This window comes from Nonomuraea sp. NPDC059023, assembly GCF_042740095.1.
In the GTDB taxonomy this organism is placed as follows: Bacteria; Actinomycetota; Actinomycetes; order Streptosporangiales; family Streptosporangiaceae; genus Nonomuraea.
Window position 1 is genome coordinate 21,303 of the sequence record NZ_JBHYIO010000050.1, and the last position, 15,795, is coordinate 37,097.

The following is a 15,795-nucleotide window of genomic DNA, read 5'->3' on the forward strand; positions in this document are numbered from 1 at the left end:
AAGCGAGTTTTTGAAGATCTCCGCCCCAGGTCGGCGTTCCGGCGTGATCATCGTCACTGATCGATCGTTTAATGAAGCCTCCGAGCCTCCGCCTGATCACTCCAGTAGGCGAGGTGGGCGCGGGCGGTCAGCGTCTCGGGGTGTTCGGGACCGAGGACGCGTTCGCGGATGGGCAGCAGGTCGGCCAACAGGGCGCGCGCGGCCGCGGCGTCGCCGGCCTCCCCCGTCCAGTAGGCGAGGTGGGCGCGGGCGATCAGCGTCTCGGGGTGCTCAGGACCGGAGACGCGTTCGCGGATGGGCAGCAGCTCGGCGTACAGGGCGCGGCCGACTGCGGCCTCGCCCACCTGGCCCGTCCAGCGGGCGAGGTTGGCGCGGTCGGTCAGCGTGTCGGGGTGCTCGGGCCCGAAGACGCGTTCGCTGATGGGCAGGAGTTCGGCCAACAGGGCGCGCGCGGCCGCCACGTTCCCCGCCCGGCCCGTCCAGTGGGCGAGGTTGGCGCGGGCAGTCAGCGTGCCGGGGTGCTCAGGACCGAGAGTTTCGGCTTGGGCGGTGTAGCGGGCCTGTTGCAGGGTCTTGGCGGTGGTGTAGTCGCCGCTGGCGCCCGCGAAGTCGATGACCTTGTTCATCGTGTGCGAGCCGGGTGGGGTAATGGTGCTGGTGTGGGGGAGCAGCCGGAGGTAGCGGGGCCAGTTCGCGCGGGCCTCGGGATCGGCGGGCAGTGCCAGGTCCAGCAGGGTGGCGGCGCGGGTGCGGGTCTGGTCGCGCTGGGTGGTGGTGAGCTGGTGCCAGATGACCGCTTGGGTGAGCCGGTGGATGCTCACGCTCTCCCCGTCGTCGACGTCGTGGTCGCCGCCCGAGGTGATCGGATCGGCGGGGTGGGTGGTCAAGGTGATGAGGCTGTAGGAGGCCAGCAGAGCCAGGGCCTCGTTGACCGCCTGCTCATCATCGTCCGCGCCGGCCAGGACGCTCGCGGGCAGGTGATCGGGGGCGTAGCAGGCCAGCAACTGCAGCAGGCGTTCGGCCAGCGGGTTCTGCTCTGCGACGCGGGCGCGGCTGACCTCCCATGCCTTGGCCACCACCCGCTCGGCGTCCCCGCCGACGGCGGCGGTGGCGAGCATGCGCTCGGGCACCCGGCGCAACAGGCGCAGGTAGCCGGCCGGTGTACAGCGCGGAGTCACGGTGATGTAGGCGCCGGCCTGGGTCAGCGCCAGCGGCAGGTCACCCAGCTCCTCGGCCAGCTCGCCCAGCACGGCCGCGTCGGCGGCGTGCGGCGGGCCGATCAGATCGCCCAGCAGCCGGATCGAGGCCGGGCGAGGCAGCGTGTCCAGGCGCAGCGGGGTGGCGCCCAGCTGCCGCCAGCCGACATCACGCCGGGTGGTGATCAGCACATGCCCGCTGGTCAGCCTGGCCAGGTACGGCTCGACGTGGGTGGGTTCTTCGACGTTGTCGAATATCAGCAGCCAGCCGGTACGGCCGGCCAGCCAGGTGATCGCCCAGGCGGCTGCTTCCTCGGGCGACGCCTGCCCGGCCGCCACCGAATCGCTGCCCGCCACCAGCGCCCGCGCCAGCCCGGCCAGGCCGATCTGGATCTGGGCCGGGCTGTCGGCGTCGATCCACCACACCAGTCCGTAGTCCAGACGGCGGGCGAAGCCGTACTGCAAGGCCAGCTCGCTCTTGCCGATCCCGCCGAGCCCGACCACCGCCTGACTGATCACCCCCGCACCGGCTCCGGCCTCAAGCGTGGCCGCCAGCATGGCCCGAGCCTCATCGCGGCCGACGAACCACGGTGCGGGACGGCGCGGCAATCCCAGCAGCCCGGCGGGCGCCTCGATCTGAGCCGGCGCAGGCAGGGGCGGCCGCCGCGCCGCGTGCAGGTCACCGGTGACGATGGTGCCCGAGTTGCCCCGCACCGCGGCCGATCGCGGCCCGCTCGCCTCCACCCGCGTACCTACGGGCTCACGGGGAGAAGCGGCATCGTCGTGGACACTCACAACCGCCACGATGGCCAAGCCCGCCACCCCAGGGCAACCCATTCCGCCGAATCCGGATCAGGCATACGTTCAGACGAAACCCATCGGTCGCAGACAACGCAGAGCGTGGATTCCTTACCGCACTCCGGTGGCGTCGCGGGCCAGGAGGTCGATCGGCTCGCCGGTAATCTGCCGGAAGTTCCGATCGTCCTGAACGACCTGTTCCAGCGAGGCGTCTCGGTCAAGGTGCTGGAGGGCATGCCGCGGGGCGCGTGTTCATGCTCTCACTGCTGCGCAAGACGTCCGGCTGGCGCCGCCTCCACGCCCGCACGGCCTCCGTCGTCACACGCATCAATGTGGACGGCACCGCCGACCCGGCCTGTTACACGGTCAAGGCGGCGTGGGACGCTCAGCATGCCCCGCCCGGCCGACGAGCCCAGCTGCGCGTTTCCACCCGCCCACTACGTAGTCGTGAGATGAGGACCTTCCGGACGCACCGGAAGGTCCTCAGTCCTCAGTCGGCGTAGCCCGGGCAGATCTGCACCCAGGCGTGGGAGGAGATGCGGTTGTCGGCCACCACATTGGTTCCGAGGAATTTCTCGTCAGAGAGCTCGGAGGCCGCCGAGCCGACGTTGACGCAGATGTACTCCCCTCCGCTGGCGCCCGCGTGGCGGTAGAGCCTGACGACGCCCCAGCCGTTGGCGAACCCGCGGTTCACCACCGAGGAGGCTTTGTCGTTGTCGCTGCCCGCGCAGCCCTTGTCGTTGGAGTAGTCCAGGTCATCGCCCTCCGCCCTGCACAACTGTTCTCCGCAGTTCGCGTAGCGATAGATGTAGACGTACCCGTTGGGCGACCCCACAGAGCACGCGGCCGCGGCTGAGACGGCCGGCTCGGGGTCGTCGACCGCTTCGCTGGTAGGTGAGTCCGTCGGGGTGAGGCTGACGTCGGCCGGCCTGTCCGGCCTGTCTTGCGCGTAGGCCGGCGCGATCAGCCCCAGCAGCGTCGTCAGGGCGAGAACACCCAGGAGCACTCGGACCATTCTCATTGTTGTACACCTTTCGAGGTCGTCACGATCTTCTGTGCCTGCATCAGTGCGGTGCTTTCCATCTGCTTCCTGGTAGTGATCTCCTTTTCGTATGGGCGGCGCACGATGCCGCCGTAATGCCGTTTGAGATCGCGGATCGTGCCCGCGAGCGGGGTGGCCAGGGCGCACCGGGCTTCGGCGGTGGCCAGGCGGATCTCCTCAGCCGGCTTGAGCGAGGCCAGACGGGCCCGGATGGCGCTGGGCGAGGTGTAGCCGAAGCCGGCTTCGCGCATGCATGTCGCCCAGGAGGCGACTGCCTGGTGGAAGCGGGCGTCGCCGTAGACCTGGGGGAGGTAGCGCGGGGCGAGGTTGTCCGTGATCGTCTTGACCCGGAACCACGTCCTGAAGTCTCCGTAAAGGGAGCTGTCGGCTTCCGCCAGGCAGCCGTCGCTGCTGGTGGAGATGACGGGGCCGCTGGGGATCCTGACCGACAGGGTCGCGCCCGGCGTGCCGTACAGGACGGTTGCGAAGCGTTCGCGCTGTTTGGCGGTCAGGGTCTTCAGGTAGCGGCTGTTGGGGTTGTCGCGCTTGTACGCCATGGCTTTCGCCCGGATCCGCCCGCCATAGCCGTAGGTCTGCGCCCAGGTGATGTCATCGAGGACACCGTCGATGACCCGGGACTCGCGCGGATCCGCCCATGGCGTCAGCACGTAGGTGAACCCTTGCCTCGTCAGACAGCGGCGGATGAGTTCCTCACGTGCCCGCTCGACCGTCTGGACCTGATCGGCGGTGAGGCCGGCGGCAGGTGCAGGCGTCGGGAGCTTGTCAGGGGCAGAACAGGCCGTGAGAACGATCAGGGGGACGGCGGTCATGGCGCAGCGCGCGACGTGCCGCATCGTGAGTTTCTCCTTCGATGGGGGAATCCTTCCGTGGGGCGACGGACTCGATGCCTAGCCTTGGGGGCCGCGGAATTGTCCATAAGTGCCGTTCATGGACGTAGACAAACTTCTTCGGGGGGTATGTGGTGGGACGGCGCGAGTCACCGCTGGATCCGGCCGACGGCCCGATCGCGGCCTTCGCCTGGGAGTTACGCAAGCTCCGGCAGGAGCACCCGGGCCTGACCTATCGCGTCATGGCGGCCCGGACGCACTATTCGGCGGCGGCTCTGGCGCAGGCGGCCGCCGGCTACAAGCTGCCGTCGCTGGCTCTGACGCTGGCCTACGTGCAGGCCTGCGGCGGCGACGCGGCGGAGTGGGAGCAGCGCTGGAACGAGGTCAGCCGCCAGCATGTGGAGGAGAAATCCACTGCTCAGGCACCGTATCGGGGGCTGGCCAGGTTCGAGGAGCAGGACGAGGGGCTGTTCTTCGGCCGGGAGGCGCTGCTGGAGCGGTTGACCGCCGTCGTCGGGCAGAGCCGGCTGACGCTGATCTCGGGGCCGTCGGGGAGCGGCAAGTCGTCGCTGGTACGAGCCGGCCTGGTGCCAAGGTTGCGGCGCTCGGGCGAAGTCGTCGTGATGACGCCGGGAGCTCAGCCCTGCGCGCCGCCCGACGCCGACGTGCTGGTCGTGGACCAGTTCGAGGAGATCTTCACGCTGTGGGAGCAGCAGGGGGAGCGTGCGGCGTTCGTCGATGCGCTGCTGACGGCGCGCGCCCGCGTGGTTGTGGCGGTACGAGCCGACTTCCTCGGCCATTGCGCCGCGCACCGCGGGTTGGCCGAAGCGGTCGAGGGATCCACCGTGCTGGTGGGGCCGATGAACCAGGCCGAACTGCGCGCGGCGATCGTCAAGCCCGCGGCGGCCGCCGGGCTGATCGTGGAGCGCGAGCTGACCGCCCGGCTCCTGGAGGAGGCCGGTGACGAGGCGGGCGGGCTGCCGCTGATGTCGCACGCGCTGCTGGAAACCTGGCGGCGGCGCCAAGGCCGTACTCTCACCGTCGCGGCCTATGCGGACAGCGGCGGCATTCGCGGAGCCCTCACCAGGACCGCAGAAGTTGTCTACTCCGAGCTGGCCCCCGGCCGGCGGGAACGGCTGCGCCACCTGCTGCTGCGGCTGGTCACACCCGGCCAGGGCACGCCCGACACCCGGCGTCCTGCCCGCCAGTCCGAGCTCCTCGCCCAGCCGGACGACCCGGACCTCCTGGAGCGCCTGGCGCAGGCGCGCCTGATCACGATTGAGCGGGACCGGGTGGAAGTGGCACACGAGGCGCTGCTGACCGCCTGGCCGAGGTTGCGGGAATGGATCGAGGCCGACCGGGAGCGGTTACGCGTTCATCGGCAGCTCACGCGCTCGGCCGAGGTGTGGCGGGAACTCGGCCGCGATCCGCACGCCCTGTATCGGGGGCTCCAGCTGGAGGTCGCGCGGCAGCACTTCCCCACGCCGGCCGACCGGCGTGCGCTGACCCCTGCCGAGCAGGAGTTCCTGGCCGCCGGGTTCGAGGCCGCCGCCGCCGGGCGGCGGCGCCGCGCCCGCCGTACCGCGGTCGCCTCGGTTCTGCTCGTCCTGTCGCGCGTCGCCGGGCTGCTGGCCTGGCAGCAGACCGGCGCCGTCCGCCAGCGAGAGAGGGAGGGCGACGCCCGCCGTCTGGCGGGCGTCGCGGAAAGCCTGCGCGAATCCGACCCCACCACCGCCATGCGGCTCAACCTGGCCGCTTGGAAGCTCGCCGACCTTCCTGAGACCCGCTCCGGGCTGCTGACCGCGGCCCACCAGCGCCAGCAAGATGTGTTCCCGGCTCCCGACACTGAGCCAGGGGCGATCCACCGGCTCAGTTCGGATGGCGCTACCTTGCTGACCGTCGGCGCCGGACAATCGCACAGCTGGGATGTGGTGACGCGGACCAAGAAGGCGAGCATGCCCGGGCTGGGAACCCGCTTGAAGCAGGCGGGAAGTCCGAGCGATGCCTTCCTGGTGCCCGTCATCGGGGACGATGACGGCGAGACGACCGTGTGGGATCTCCAGACCGGTCGCCACGACGACAGGGCACTGGGCACCTTCGATCAGGGCGTGAAGTTCACCGCGAACGGCACGTTGCTGCTCGGCTACAGCACCAAGGGCTCTCGGTACCGCATCCAGCTATGGGACGTCGCCACACGACAGTTGGTATGGCAGAAATACCTGTCACGTGATGGAAAAGCCGCACGCCGCGCGGCCCTCGCCCCGTGGCAACTCGGTACCAACCCCTCCGATGCCACGCTGAATCGCCGGTTCATGGGGGACGGCCTCGTCCCGGATGCCACGGTCAGCCCTGATGGCCGGCTCCTTGCTCTGTGTATCCCGGGTAAGGCCCTCCAGCTCTGGGACCTGCAGACCGGCAAGCAGCAGCCGGTCAGTCCGGCACCCGTGATGACGCTCGAGATCTGCCGGGGCGCCTGGGTGGGCTTCAGCCCCGACAGCCGGACGTTGGCCGTGCCGATGCCGGACAGAGTACGCATGTGGGACACATCATCGAGGAAGGAGAGGGCCTCCATCCTCCGTCGCGGGATCCAGCAAGTCGCCTTCAGCCGCGACGGTGCCTTCGTGGCCACAGCCGATGGCGGGGGGATCCGGCTATGGCGTACGGCCCAGCCTCGCTTTGCACTTCAATGGCATCCCTTACTGGGCGAGCGCATCACCGACTTGCGCCTCGACACCGACGCGGGGTTGATCCGCTATCTGGTCGACCCGGAAACCCCATCGATGGCTGTGCGAACCCTCTACCTGGGCGCCATCGCCGACACCAGGTGGCAGCAAGCGGCCACCTGGCAAGCAGACTTCTCCACCGGGGCCACGGCACTGGCCCGCGCCACCGAGGCCGGCACCGGCAAGATCCAGGTTGAAACGTGGTCACCCCTGAGCGGCCAACGCGACAGCGCTGCGCCTGCGACCCCGTGCCCGCGCGACACACTCGTTTCCTGCTTCTCGCTGCTTTCCATCGACTCAGCGGGACAAAAGCTTGCTTATGGCACTACCGGAGAAACAGGAGGGTCGGCGCGGATCTTTCTGTGGGACATCAGCGGCAGGAGGGTCACTGACACGTTGGCCTTCTCAGAGGTGGACGGCATCGGCTTTGCTGGTGAGGCGTCCTCCCTGGTCCTCATGGGGAGAGACACGGCTGCCCGCCTGTGGGATCCAGCACGTCGTACCGTCGTCAAGACCCTGCCGCCTGCCTACGGCAATTTCTTCGCTCGCCATCCTCGGCGCCCGCTCCTGTCGACCTCCGGCGGGCAAGCGCTCGATGTGCGGTCCGGGACCAACGACGCCCAGGCTCGCGACACCGGCCGTGCCTCGGCCTTGAGCTACAGCCCAGAGGGCCGATACCTCGCTGTCGGCAAAGACTCGGGCCGGACGATTCTGTGGAGCGGAGACCGAACCACACAACTCGGAGAGCTGGTCTCACCTGCCATGACGCCGGACGACTCTGCGTACAGGGGTGTTCAGGCACTCGCCTTCTCCCCCGATTCCCGCGTGCTGGCCGTAGGATCCGCCGCAGGCACCGTGCAACTGTGGGACACAGCCTCGCGGCAACCGATCGGCGCCCCGCTGCTGACCCCGGGCGATATCGTCCTGGCGTTGGCCTTCGCAGCCGATGGCCGCACCCTCTACCTCTCCGGCCGGTATGTCCCGCTCCAGGCCTACGCCCTCGCTCCTGCCGCCACCGCCTCAGCCATCTGCCGACGTGTCACAACCGGCCTGTCGGAACAGGAATGGCGGACCTATCTCCCGACTCACAAATTCCAACCCACATGTCGATAGGGCGTAGGCCATCCGGCCGATCAAGGCACTGATGGAACACCGGGACCCGAGCAGGAAACGTACGACGGAGTCATCGATCAGTTTTCCTGTGTAGATAACCCTCACACCCCATCCACCTGCGGGAATGTCACAGGTGGCGGCTGGCGGGGCCAGCCTTACCCACAGGCCGTGACACCGGCGCGGTCAGTACGGCATCGCACCCTGAGCACGCGAAGATCGTCATGCGTTCTGTGCACCTTCCGGACGCGATCTGTCGTGATGCGGTGTCGCGGTCAGTGCCTGGTAGGCGGTGGAGTAGATGGCGCAGTTGGTCAGCAACTCGTTGAACTTGATGATCTTCTCGTGGTAGTCCGGGTCGTTGTGGCCGATCAGCTTGCCGCCGAACATCAGCCAGTCGGCGAAGCCGTGGAAGGACTCGTTGCGGTTGGTGATCGCCGTGATCTGCTCGCGGAGATCCGGGTCGGACAGATAGCGCAGAAGCGTGATGGTGCGCAGCAGGTCGCTCCAATGGGTCTCGATCAGAGCCCAGTCGATCGCCTCCTCGCCGAACAGGGAGTCGATGTGCTGGTACCGGGTCGCCAGGTCCGGCCGGTAGAAGATCAGGTCGTGCCAGTTGCGGATGCGGGGCAGCAGGTCGAAGCCCAGGAGCGCCGCGAGGCCGAAGACCGGCAGCGACTGGCGTGTAGGGGAGGCGGCTCGCGTCACGGAGGAACAAGGTCAGGTCGGCGTCTTTGCCGGCGAGCATGCCGATCGTCCACCGGGCGATTCGCCCGCCGGCGCCGAGCACCGCGACCTTGGTCATGTCCGATGCTCCTCACGGATCTGGCGTACGGGAGGGATCCTGCGTCACTTGAGGTGCTTGTTGAACCAGTCGATCGGGATCTCGGGGTGCAGGCCGAAGTAGTTGTAGCCGTCGAAGCGGCGGTTGGTGCCACGGATCCAGTGCAGATCCTTGTCCGTGACGGGCAGGGCGTCGTAGATCGCCTGGACGTCCTCGGGCCGGGTCATGGTGTCGTCGTGGACCTGGGCGACGAGTGTGGGAACGGTGACGGCCCTGACGTGTTCGATGGGTGACTGCTCGGCCAGGTGGAAGCCGGTGCGCTCGTGCACCGCCTTGTCGAACTTCTCGTACCCGCCGGGGATACCGACGGCTTTGACGAACTCCTCGATGATCGGCCTGGCCGAGACCGGCTGCAGCATGACCATGGCCTCGATCTCGGAGAACTCCTCCGGGTGACGCGACCAGGCGACGGCCGTGGAGTCGGCGCCCAGGCACACCGACAGCAGCACCTTGCGCATGCCCCGGGTGTCCGGCCGCGCGGCGGCGTAGCGCAGGGAGCCGATGACGTCGCGGTACTCCAGCAGGCCGATGCCGGCGATACCGCCGTTGCCCTGGCCGCTCATCCCGTGGTTGCGGATGTCGTAGGCGAGGACGTTGAAGCCGACCTCGTGCAGCGCCCGGTACTCGGGCAGGAAGTTGACCTCGAAACCGCCGAGCCCGCCGAACTCGGGCAGATGGCCGGGGTAGCCGTAGCGGTTGCCCGGCAGGAAGTGGTTGTGGATGACGAGCTTGTCGGAGTCCGCCGGGATGAACCAGCCCTCCAAAGGCACACCGTCCATCGAGGCAAAGGTGACGTCCTCATAGTCGAGGCCGACCTCGTCCGGACGGCGCAAGATCGGCGCGCGGCGGCCTGCGGTCGTGCCCGTGGTCCACAACTGCACGAAGTTGTCGAACGCCGCCTGGGCCTGCCGCTCATCAGACATGACGATCTCTCCCCGAGCCTTGCTGACACGATCCCAATGGTCCATGCCCACGGGGCAGCACACGATCCCGGAAAAAGGGTCAGGGTTGGCCAAAGGTTGTCATACCCGGCAGGGGCTCACGGGTGGCGGGCGAGCGTCTACTCGGGTGAGGGTGACGGCGCCGCGGCGTTGACGCCGCGGCGCGGGCCCGCGCCCCGCTCGGTGGCGATCCAGCTGGCGAGTAACTGCAGGGCCTGCTGGTCGGGCGAGCCTGCGTGCGCGGTGTAGCCGATCAGGGTGAGGCCGGCGGCACTGGCGATCTCCAATGCCTCGAAGCTGAGCGTCAGATCGCCGACCGCGGGATGGCGGAACCGTTTGACGCCGCGTTCGTGGGTGCGCACGTCGTGGGCTGCCCAGCGGGTGCGGAACTGCCTGCTGCGGGTGGCCAGGTCGCCGATGAGCTGAGTGAGTGCCTTGGAATAGGGCGAGCGGGCCGCTTCGATGTGCAGCAGCGCGACCACGACGTCGGCGGCCTGCTCCCAGTCGGGGAACACCTGTGCGGCGTGGTCGTCGAGGAACACGAATCGGGCCAGGTTCGGCTGCCCGGACGCTCGTTCGAAGACGCCCGCGTAGAGGGTACGGCCCAGCGCGTTGGCGGCCACGATGTCGAGATGTGCGTTCTGCACGATCGCCGGGGCGGTGACCATCGCGTCCATGAGCGCCTGAACCCCTGGCGGGACCGGCTGCCCGGCTTTCCTGTCCCGCTCCGGCATCTTGCCGCGTTTGACCGCTCGCGCCAGGTCGAACAGATGCGTGGTCTCCGCCTCGTCGAGCCGCAAGGCTGTGGCGATCGCATGCAGGACCTCCTCCGACACCCCCGCGACGTGCCCGCGCTCGATCTGGACGTAGTACTCGGCGCTCACCCCGGCCAGGAGCGCGACCTCCTCCCGCCGCAGCCCGGCCACCCGGCGGCGCCCGCCCGACGGCAACCCCACCTGATCAGGCGTGATCTTCGCACGGCGGGTCATCAAGAAGTCTTTGATGTCCTTGGCAACCTGCATAACCCCAGGTTAGGCGCCACTCCGCAGAAGGAGACAGGGGCTGGTGGTCCCCCCGATAGCCAGACTCTCCCCCACATCGGGGCGAGCCGCCAGTCTGGATGGCGAGGACCGAGCCCACCGGCCGGAATCCATCCCTACGACCAGCAACGGAAGCGATCCCGTGGAAACCATCACCTTCGCCAACGGCCCCATCAGCATGGCCGGCAACCTCTACCTGCCCGCCGGCTTCGACCCGCGGGAAAGCTACCCCGCGATCGTCACCGTCCACCCCGGCGGCGGCGTGAAGGAGCAGACCGCCGGCCTGTACGCGGCCAAACTGGCCGAGCAGGGCTTTGTCGCGCTCGCCTTCGACGCCTCCCACCAGGGCGAAAGCGGTGGCGAGCCGCACTTCCTCGAGGACCCGGCGGCACGGGTCGAGGACGTGCGGGCCGCGGTGGACTACCTGCAGTCGCTCGCCTACGTCGACGCCGAGCGGATCGGCGTCCTCGGCATCTGCGCCGGTGGCGCCTACGCCGTCAACGCCACGATGACCGACCACCGCATCAAGGCGGTCACCACGGTCAGCGCCCTCAACATCGGCCCCGCCTACCGCAACGGCTGGTACGGCGCCGACCCCGACTCGGCAGCGGTGGCGACGCTGCAGGCGGCCGCCCGCCAGCGCACCGCCGAGGCACAGGGCGTCGACGTCGCCATGATCCCGTACGTCCCTCCGGCGCCCGATGAGAACACCCCGCGCGACCTGGTCGAAGCGCACGACTACTACCTGACGCCGCGCGCCCAGCATCCGAACGCGCAAAACACGAAGCTCTTCACCAAGAGCATCTCCAAAATCTTCGCCTTCGACGCCTTCCACCTGGTCGAGCACCTGCTCACCCAGCCGATCCTGATGGTGGCCGGCAGCGAGGCGGGCTCGCTGTGGCACACCACCGCTCTGCACGGCCGGGTGCGCAGCCCGAAGCAGCTCGTGATCGTCGAGGGCGGCGCCCACATGGACTTCTACGACGTGCCGAAGTACGTCGAGCGCGCCATCGCGGAGGCCACGCCGTTCTTCACGCGGAACCTCGCCGCCCCGAGCACCGAACGAGGCTGAGGCACCTCTGCCACCCGCCGGAAGAGCACACCCGAAGAAACGGAACCAACACAGATGAAGATCATTTCCCTGGGCGGACTCGAGGTCTCCCGCATCGGCCTGGGAGCCATGTCGATGTCGGCCTACTACACCGGCGCGGGTAGTGATGATGCCGAGTCCATCCGCGCCATCCACCGGGCACTGGATCTGGGTGTCACCCACATCGACACCGCGGAAGTGTACGGTCCCTTCACCAACGAGGAACTCGTGGGCCGGGCTGTCAAGGGACGCCGCGACGAAGTCGTCCTCGCGACAAAGTTCGGCGGCGGCATCTCCCACAGCGGACGCGAAGGGGCCGGGCTGGACAGCAGCCCAGCCAACATCCGCATCGCCGTCGAGGGCTCGCTGAAGCGGCTGGGAACCGACCACATCGACCTGTACTACCAGCACCGCGTCGACCCCGGCACACCCATCGAGGACACCGTCGGAGCCCTGGCCGACCTGGTGACAGCCGGCAAGGTCCGTCGCATCGGCCTGTCCGAGGCCGGCCCCGCGACCATCCGCCGCGCGCACGCCGTACACCCCATCGCGGCTCTGCAGAGCGAGTACTCCCTGTGGACCCGCGATCCCGAGGCGGAGATCCTGCCGCTGCTGCGCGAACTCGGCATCGGCTTCGTCCCTTACTCACCACTCGGCCACGGATTCCTCACCGGCCAGATCCGCTCCATGGACGAACTCGCCGACGACGACTGGCGCACGACCAACCCCCGATTCACCGGCGAGAACTTCCAGCGCAACCTGCGCATCCTCGACCAGGTAGAAGCCGTCGCCACCGAGGCGAACGCCACACCAGCACAGATCGCCCTGGCCTGGCTCCTCGCCCAAGGCGACGACATCGCCCCCATCCCGGGAACCAAGCGCGTCGCCCGCGTGGAGGAGAACACCGCCGCCGACACCATCAAGCTGACCAGCGAACAACTCGAACGGCTGAACAACCTCACCCCGGCTGCCGGGGACCGCCACGACGAAATCGGAATGTCGGTCATCGACCGCTGACCCGGCCATCGGCGCGTTCTGCTGTTCAACCGCACCATCGTCCCGAACGGATCTCTCCACCATAGGCACGTGCCGCTGAATCACGATGTCTCAAACCCGGTTCTAAGCGGCCTGCCCAGAGCCCGGTTGGCGGACTTCCTGGTCAGCCTTCGTGACATGAGGGTGATGGTGGCCCAGGTCAGGTGTGCCTGGCTGTGCTCCGGCCGGCGTTCGTAGTCGATGACGTTGCGGCGGGCGTTCATCAGCCAGGCGGTGGGGTCGACCGAGCGGCTGGCTCATGCGGCATCGGCGGCCGGCCCGCGACTACGAGACTCACCCGCACCGCTCGGAAGCCATGATCCACCTCATGGCCCGGTGACCGTGCTGGAGCGGCTGGTGGGCAGTGTGCGGGAACGGGCCGATGCGCGGATGTACGCGGTGGTGGCCAAGCAGGTGCGCCGCACTGATGCGGGCCTGCCGGGGGCGTTGTCGGGCCTGCTGGTGGTGCCGCCAGGGTCGCGCGTCTCGGCGGTCGTGTGCCCGCGCGGACCCCGGCCCCAAGTGGGGAGCCGGGGTCCGCTCGTGAGGGTGCCGCAAGAGACATGAGGGTGGTCGTGCCGGCAGAAATCGGCCCCCGCCTGAGGTCTGCCGGGACGCTCTGGGGCTACTGGCCCGGCGTCGCGGCCAGGTCGTTGACGTAGCCCATGGCCTCGTACGTCTGCTGGAGCAGCGGCGTCGCCTTCCCTGTTTCGATGACGTCGAGTTCCAGGAGCTTGGCGGTCTTGTCGTCGAAGATCAACCGGTAGGTGATCCGGCCGGCCGCGCCGGTCTCATCGGGTCCCGTCGTCTCCAGGGCGACCCCGGTACGCCCCTTGCCGTCGGCCACGCCCGTCTGGGACGTCAGCTTGGAGGTGGAATCGGCCAGCACCTGGTACAGGGCTGCCCTGGTGCCTGAGGTGATCGGGGCGGACAGCAGGTCGGCGCCCGTCTGCCACATGTACAGGGCGAGCGGGATCTGCTTGTCGCCCTGCTCGTACAGGCTGTGCAGCTTCGCCTTCAGCGCTGCCTTGTCGGTCGGGAGTTGGGCGATGCTGGACCAGGTGAGGCTGTCGTTGCCGATCGAGACGATGCCCTCCGGCGCTCCTTCCTTCGTCTTCGGCCGGTCATCTTCGGACAAGCTGGGCGATCCCGCCTGCTGCCACTTGGCGCGGTCCTCGGGAGTCGCGAACTCGATCTTCACGTCCTGGTTCTTCACCGAGCGGCCGGTGGCGTTCTTGAGCGATCGCCAGCTTTCGGCGGTGTCGCCGCGGGTCGCGGTATAGGGCAGTTCCGCCACCTTCAGGGCGTCGACCTTGTCCTTGAACTCCTTGCGGGCGGCCTCCAGTTCGGCGAGCTTGTCCTTGAACTGCGCCTCCTTGGCCTTCAGTTCGGCGTCCAGCTCCTTGAGCTTGGCCTTGTACTCCAGCGGGGCGACGTGAACCATCTGCACGGTGCGCACCCGCGAGTACCAGAACTTGCCCGAGGTGATCGGCTCCTCGGCGGCCACCTTGGCGGCGGCGAGCAGGATCGTGCGAGTGTTCGCGGCGGCGCCCGGCTTGACCTGCGCCGGAGCCTCTCGCCCGCCGGAGGGCTGCGCGCCGATCGGAGCGGTCGCGGGGTCCGCGGAGACGAACTGCGGAACGACGATCGCCGCGGCGGCGAGTCCCGCCGCGGCAACGGCGAACAGCGTCAAGGGGCGGCGCTTGGCCATGGAAAACCTCCGAAGGTGGTGAGGGGCCCGGGGGGTCTGGAACGCGCGGGCGAGATCGGCCGAACGGCGCCGCCGGTAGGCGTCCTCGGTGAGCGTGTCCGGGCGTAGTGTGGTGATCAGTTCATTGATGGGGTCGTTGTCGTTCATGGCTGTCCCTGAAAGACGAAGTGAGGCGGGAGCTTGAGCGCGTCTGCCAGGCGACGGCGTGCGCGATGCAGCCGGACGTTGTAGGTGCGCGGCGAGCAGCCCGCCGCCTGGGCCGCCTGCGCGGGCGTGAGGCCGTACCAGTTGGCCAGCACTACCGCCTCGACGTCCTGTTCACTCAGGCTCGCCAGTACGGCCAAGGCCTCCTGCCGGCCGGTGACCCGCTCGGCCACGTCGCCTTCGACGAAGGAACTCAGCCCGGCCAGCCGCGCGATCAGCTCGTCGCTGCGCAGCCGGCGGACACGCTGGTTACGCAGTAGGTTGCGCATCACGCCGAGCAGCCACGGCAGCGGTGGATCGGGCAGATCGTCCAGACGCCGCCATGCGATCAGGAACGTCTCGCTGGTCAGGTCCTCCGCCATGGCCGGCTCGGCACGCAGCAGGGCGTAGCCCAGCACGTTCCGGTAGTGCCGGTCATAGAGGTTGGTGAATCGTTCTTCTGGATCGTCCACATCTAGAACTGTCTTGAGAGGGCCTTCGGATTACCGGCCAGCCAAAAATTTACGTTATGTCGGCACTCCGGCCGCCCGGCGAAGCCGCGTCCAGGCGGCGATCTGCCTGGTCAGCCGTACGCGGGGGCGCAAATGTGGGCCTGAAGCTTCTCGCGGGAGAGATCGCCCCGATGCCCCGAGCGCGGTCGATCTGAGCGGCCGCGCCTGGATTGAGGTCTAGAGGAGCATTTGGGGGGCGACTCGGCTGGAGCGGATCGCTCCCCCCGCCCCGTCTTTCTAGGACACCACGATGCCCTGGACCACACCGCACGAAGCCGCTGGAGGCGCCCAGCCGATCCCCGAGGCCGCATCGGAGCTGCGACAGCGGAAGGAGATCGCGTAAGTGACACCGATGATCCGGAGGATCAGCAGGTGGATCGCCGACTGTGAGCCGACCGGCGAGGAGACAACCGGCCGCCGGGTCGAGACGCGTGCGCGGGCGCCCAGCGCCCAGACGCCCTGCAGGTCCAGGACCTGCAGGGCGGGATCAGTGATTGCACGGGGTCCATGCTGGTCTGGTAGTTGGGGCACCGGCCCGCGCGTTGGAGGGCAAAAGCGGCCGGCTTTGGCTGGCGCCGAGTTCACGGAGGTGGCCGATCTCGGTCGATGATCGGCGAGGTTCCGAAAGGGGGTCTGGGCAGCCTTCCGGCTGATGTGGATGTCGTCGACGGGGAGCCGGCTGACGGTCGTGATGTGCTGTGCGTAGAAACTCGCGGCGCCGT

General features: G+C 68.6%; 12 protein-coding genes and 1 pseudogene. 4 read left to right on the forward strand and 9 right to left on the reverse strand.

What is annotated here, in order from left to right; all coding sequences use genetic code 11:
- Positions 1-68: 68 nt before the first annotated feature.
- From ACFWYW_RS51005 to ACFWYW_RS51015, 3 genes are all read right to left on the reverse strand, one after another.
- Positions 69-1,991: a tetratricopeptide repeat protein gene (locus ACFWYW_RS51005; RefSeq protein WP_379641332.1), complete on the reverse strand. Its 1,923-nt coding sequence runs from the start codon at positions 1,989-1,991 to the stop codon at positions 69-71.
- 493 nt (positions 1,992-2,484) lie between these two features.
- On the reverse strand, positions 2,485-3,015 hold the full coding sequence (locus ACFWYW_RS51010; protein ID WP_379625012.1) for a hypothetical protein: 531 nt from the start codon (positions 3,013-3,015) through the stop codon (positions 2,485-2,487).
- The gene (locus ACFWYW_RS51015) at positions 3,012-3,890 is read right to left on the reverse strand and encodes a hypothetical protein (RefSeq protein WP_379625010.1); all 879 of its coding nucleotides are present in this window, start codon (positions 3,888-3,890) and stop codon (positions 3,012-3,014) included. The genes ACFWYW_RS51010 and ACFWYW_RS51015 overlap by 4 nt, the downstream gene beginning before the upstream one ends.
- A gap of 128 nt (positions 3,891-4,018) precedes the next feature.
- Between ACFWYW_RS51015 and ACFWYW_RS51020 the strand changes: the two genes are divergently transcribed.
- Positions 4,019-7,720: a WD40 repeat domain-containing protein gene (locus tag ACFWYW_RS51020; RefSeq protein ID WP_379641333.1), complete on the forward strand. Its 3,702-nt coding sequence runs from the start codon at positions 4,019-4,021 to the stop codon at positions 7,718-7,720.
- A 219-nt stretch (positions 7,721-7,939) separates the two neighbouring features.
- On the opposite strand, the gene ACFWYW_RS51025 is transcribed toward ACFWYW_RS51020, so the two are convergent.
- The 3 genes from ACFWYW_RS51025 to ACFWYW_RS51035 form a co-directional block, all read right to left on the reverse strand.
- A complete protein-coding gene (locus ACFWYW_RS51025) occupies positions 7,940-8,425 on the reverse strand; it encodes a Tn3 family transposase (RefSeq protein ID WP_379625006.1) in 486 nt (161 codons plus the stop codon).
- A gap of 141 nt (positions 8,426-8,566) precedes the next feature.
- Positions 8,567-9,484, reverse strand: a complete 918-nt coding sequence (locus ACFWYW_RS51030) for an alpha/beta hydrolase family protein (protein ID WP_379625004.1) — start codon at positions 9,482-9,484, stop codon at positions 8,567-8,569.
- Between the two features lie 137 nt (positions 9,485-9,621).
- The gene (locus ACFWYW_RS51035) at positions 9,622-10,524 is read right to left on the reverse strand and encodes a helix-turn-helix domain-containing protein (protein WP_379625002.1); all 903 of its coding nucleotides are present in this window, start codon (positions 10,522-10,524) and stop codon (positions 9,622-9,624) included.
- 160 nt (positions 10,525-10,684) lie between these two features.
- On the opposite strand from ACFWYW_RS51035, the gene ACFWYW_RS51040 reads away from it, so the two are divergent.
- Both ACFWYW_RS51040 and ACFWYW_RS51045 read left to right on the forward strand, forming a co-directional pair.
- On the forward strand, positions 10,685-11,614 hold the full coding sequence (locus tag ACFWYW_RS51040; protein WP_379625000.1) for an alpha/beta hydrolase: 930 nt from the start codon (positions 10,685-10,687) through the stop codon (positions 11,612-11,614).
- Positions 11,615-11,668: 54 nt separating this feature from the next.
- Entirely contained in the window at positions 11,669-12,649 is a 981-nt protein-coding gene (locus tag ACFWYW_RS51045; RefSeq protein WP_379624998.1) for an aldo/keto reductase, read from the forward strand.
- Between the two features lie 137 nt (positions 12,650-12,786).
- On the opposite strand, the pseudogene ACFWYW_RS51050 reads toward ACFWYW_RS51045, so the two are convergent.
- Positions 12,787-12,900, reverse strand: a pseudogene (locus ACFWYW_RS51050) (IS5/IS1182 family transposase); the annotation flags it as partial.
- A gap of 103 nt (positions 12,901-13,003) precedes the next feature.
- Between ACFWYW_RS51050 and ACFWYW_RS51055 the strand changes: the two are divergent.
- Positions 13,004-13,234 (forward strand): hypothetical protein, encoded by a 231-nt coding sequence (locus ACFWYW_RS51055; RefSeq protein ID WP_379624996.1) that lies wholly within the window; start codon positions 13,004-13,006, stop codon positions 13,232-13,234.
- Positions 13,235-13,292: 58 nt separating this feature from the next.
- Here the strand turns inward: ACFWYW_RS51055 and ACFWYW_RS51060 are convergent, their stop codons facing one another.
- Both ACFWYW_RS51060 and ACFWYW_RS51065 read right to left on the reverse strand, forming a co-directional pair.
- Positions 13,293-14,525: a hypothetical protein gene (locus ACFWYW_RS51060; protein ID WP_379624994.1), complete on the reverse strand. Its 1,233-nt coding sequence runs from the start codon at positions 14,523-14,525 to the stop codon at positions 13,293-13,295.
- Positions 14,522-15,034, reverse strand: a complete 513-nt coding sequence (locus tag ACFWYW_RS51065) for an RNA polymerase sigma factor (RefSeq protein WP_379624992.1) — start codon at positions 15,032-15,034, stop codon at positions 14,522-14,524. Before ACFWYW_RS51065 ends, ACFWYW_RS51060 begins: the two co-directional genes overlap by 4 nt.
- Between the last annotated feature and the right edge of the window lie 761 nt (positions 15,035-15,795).

Excerpts from the sequence above, each read along its gene's own strand:
- ACFWYW_RS51030 (WP_379625004.1), bottom strand. The coding sequence starts at position 9,484 with ATGTCTGATGAGCGGCAGGCCCAGGCGGCGTTCGACAACTTCGTGCAG.
- ACFWYW_RS51010 (WP_379625012.1), bottom strand. The coding sequence starts at position 3,015 with ATGAGAATGGTCCGAGTGCTCCTGGGTGTTCTCGCCCTGACGACGCTG.
- ACFWYW_RS51045 (WP_379624998.1), top strand. The coding sequence starts at position 11,669 with ATGAAGATCATTTCCCTGGGCGGACTCGAGGTCTCCCGCATCGGCCTG.
- ACFWYW_RS51060 (WP_379624994.1), bottom strand. The coding sequence starts at position 14,525 with ATGAACGACAACGACCCCATCAATGAACTGATCACCACACTACGCCCG.
- ACFWYW_RS51035 (WP_379625002.1), bottom strand. The coding sequence starts at position 10,524 with ATGCAGGTTGCCAAGGACATCAAAGACTTCTTGATGACCCGCCGTGCG.
- ACFWYW_RS51015 (WP_379625010.1), bottom strand. The coding sequence starts at position 3,890 with ATGCGGCACGTCGCGCGCTGCGCCATGACCGCCGTCCCCCTGATCGTT.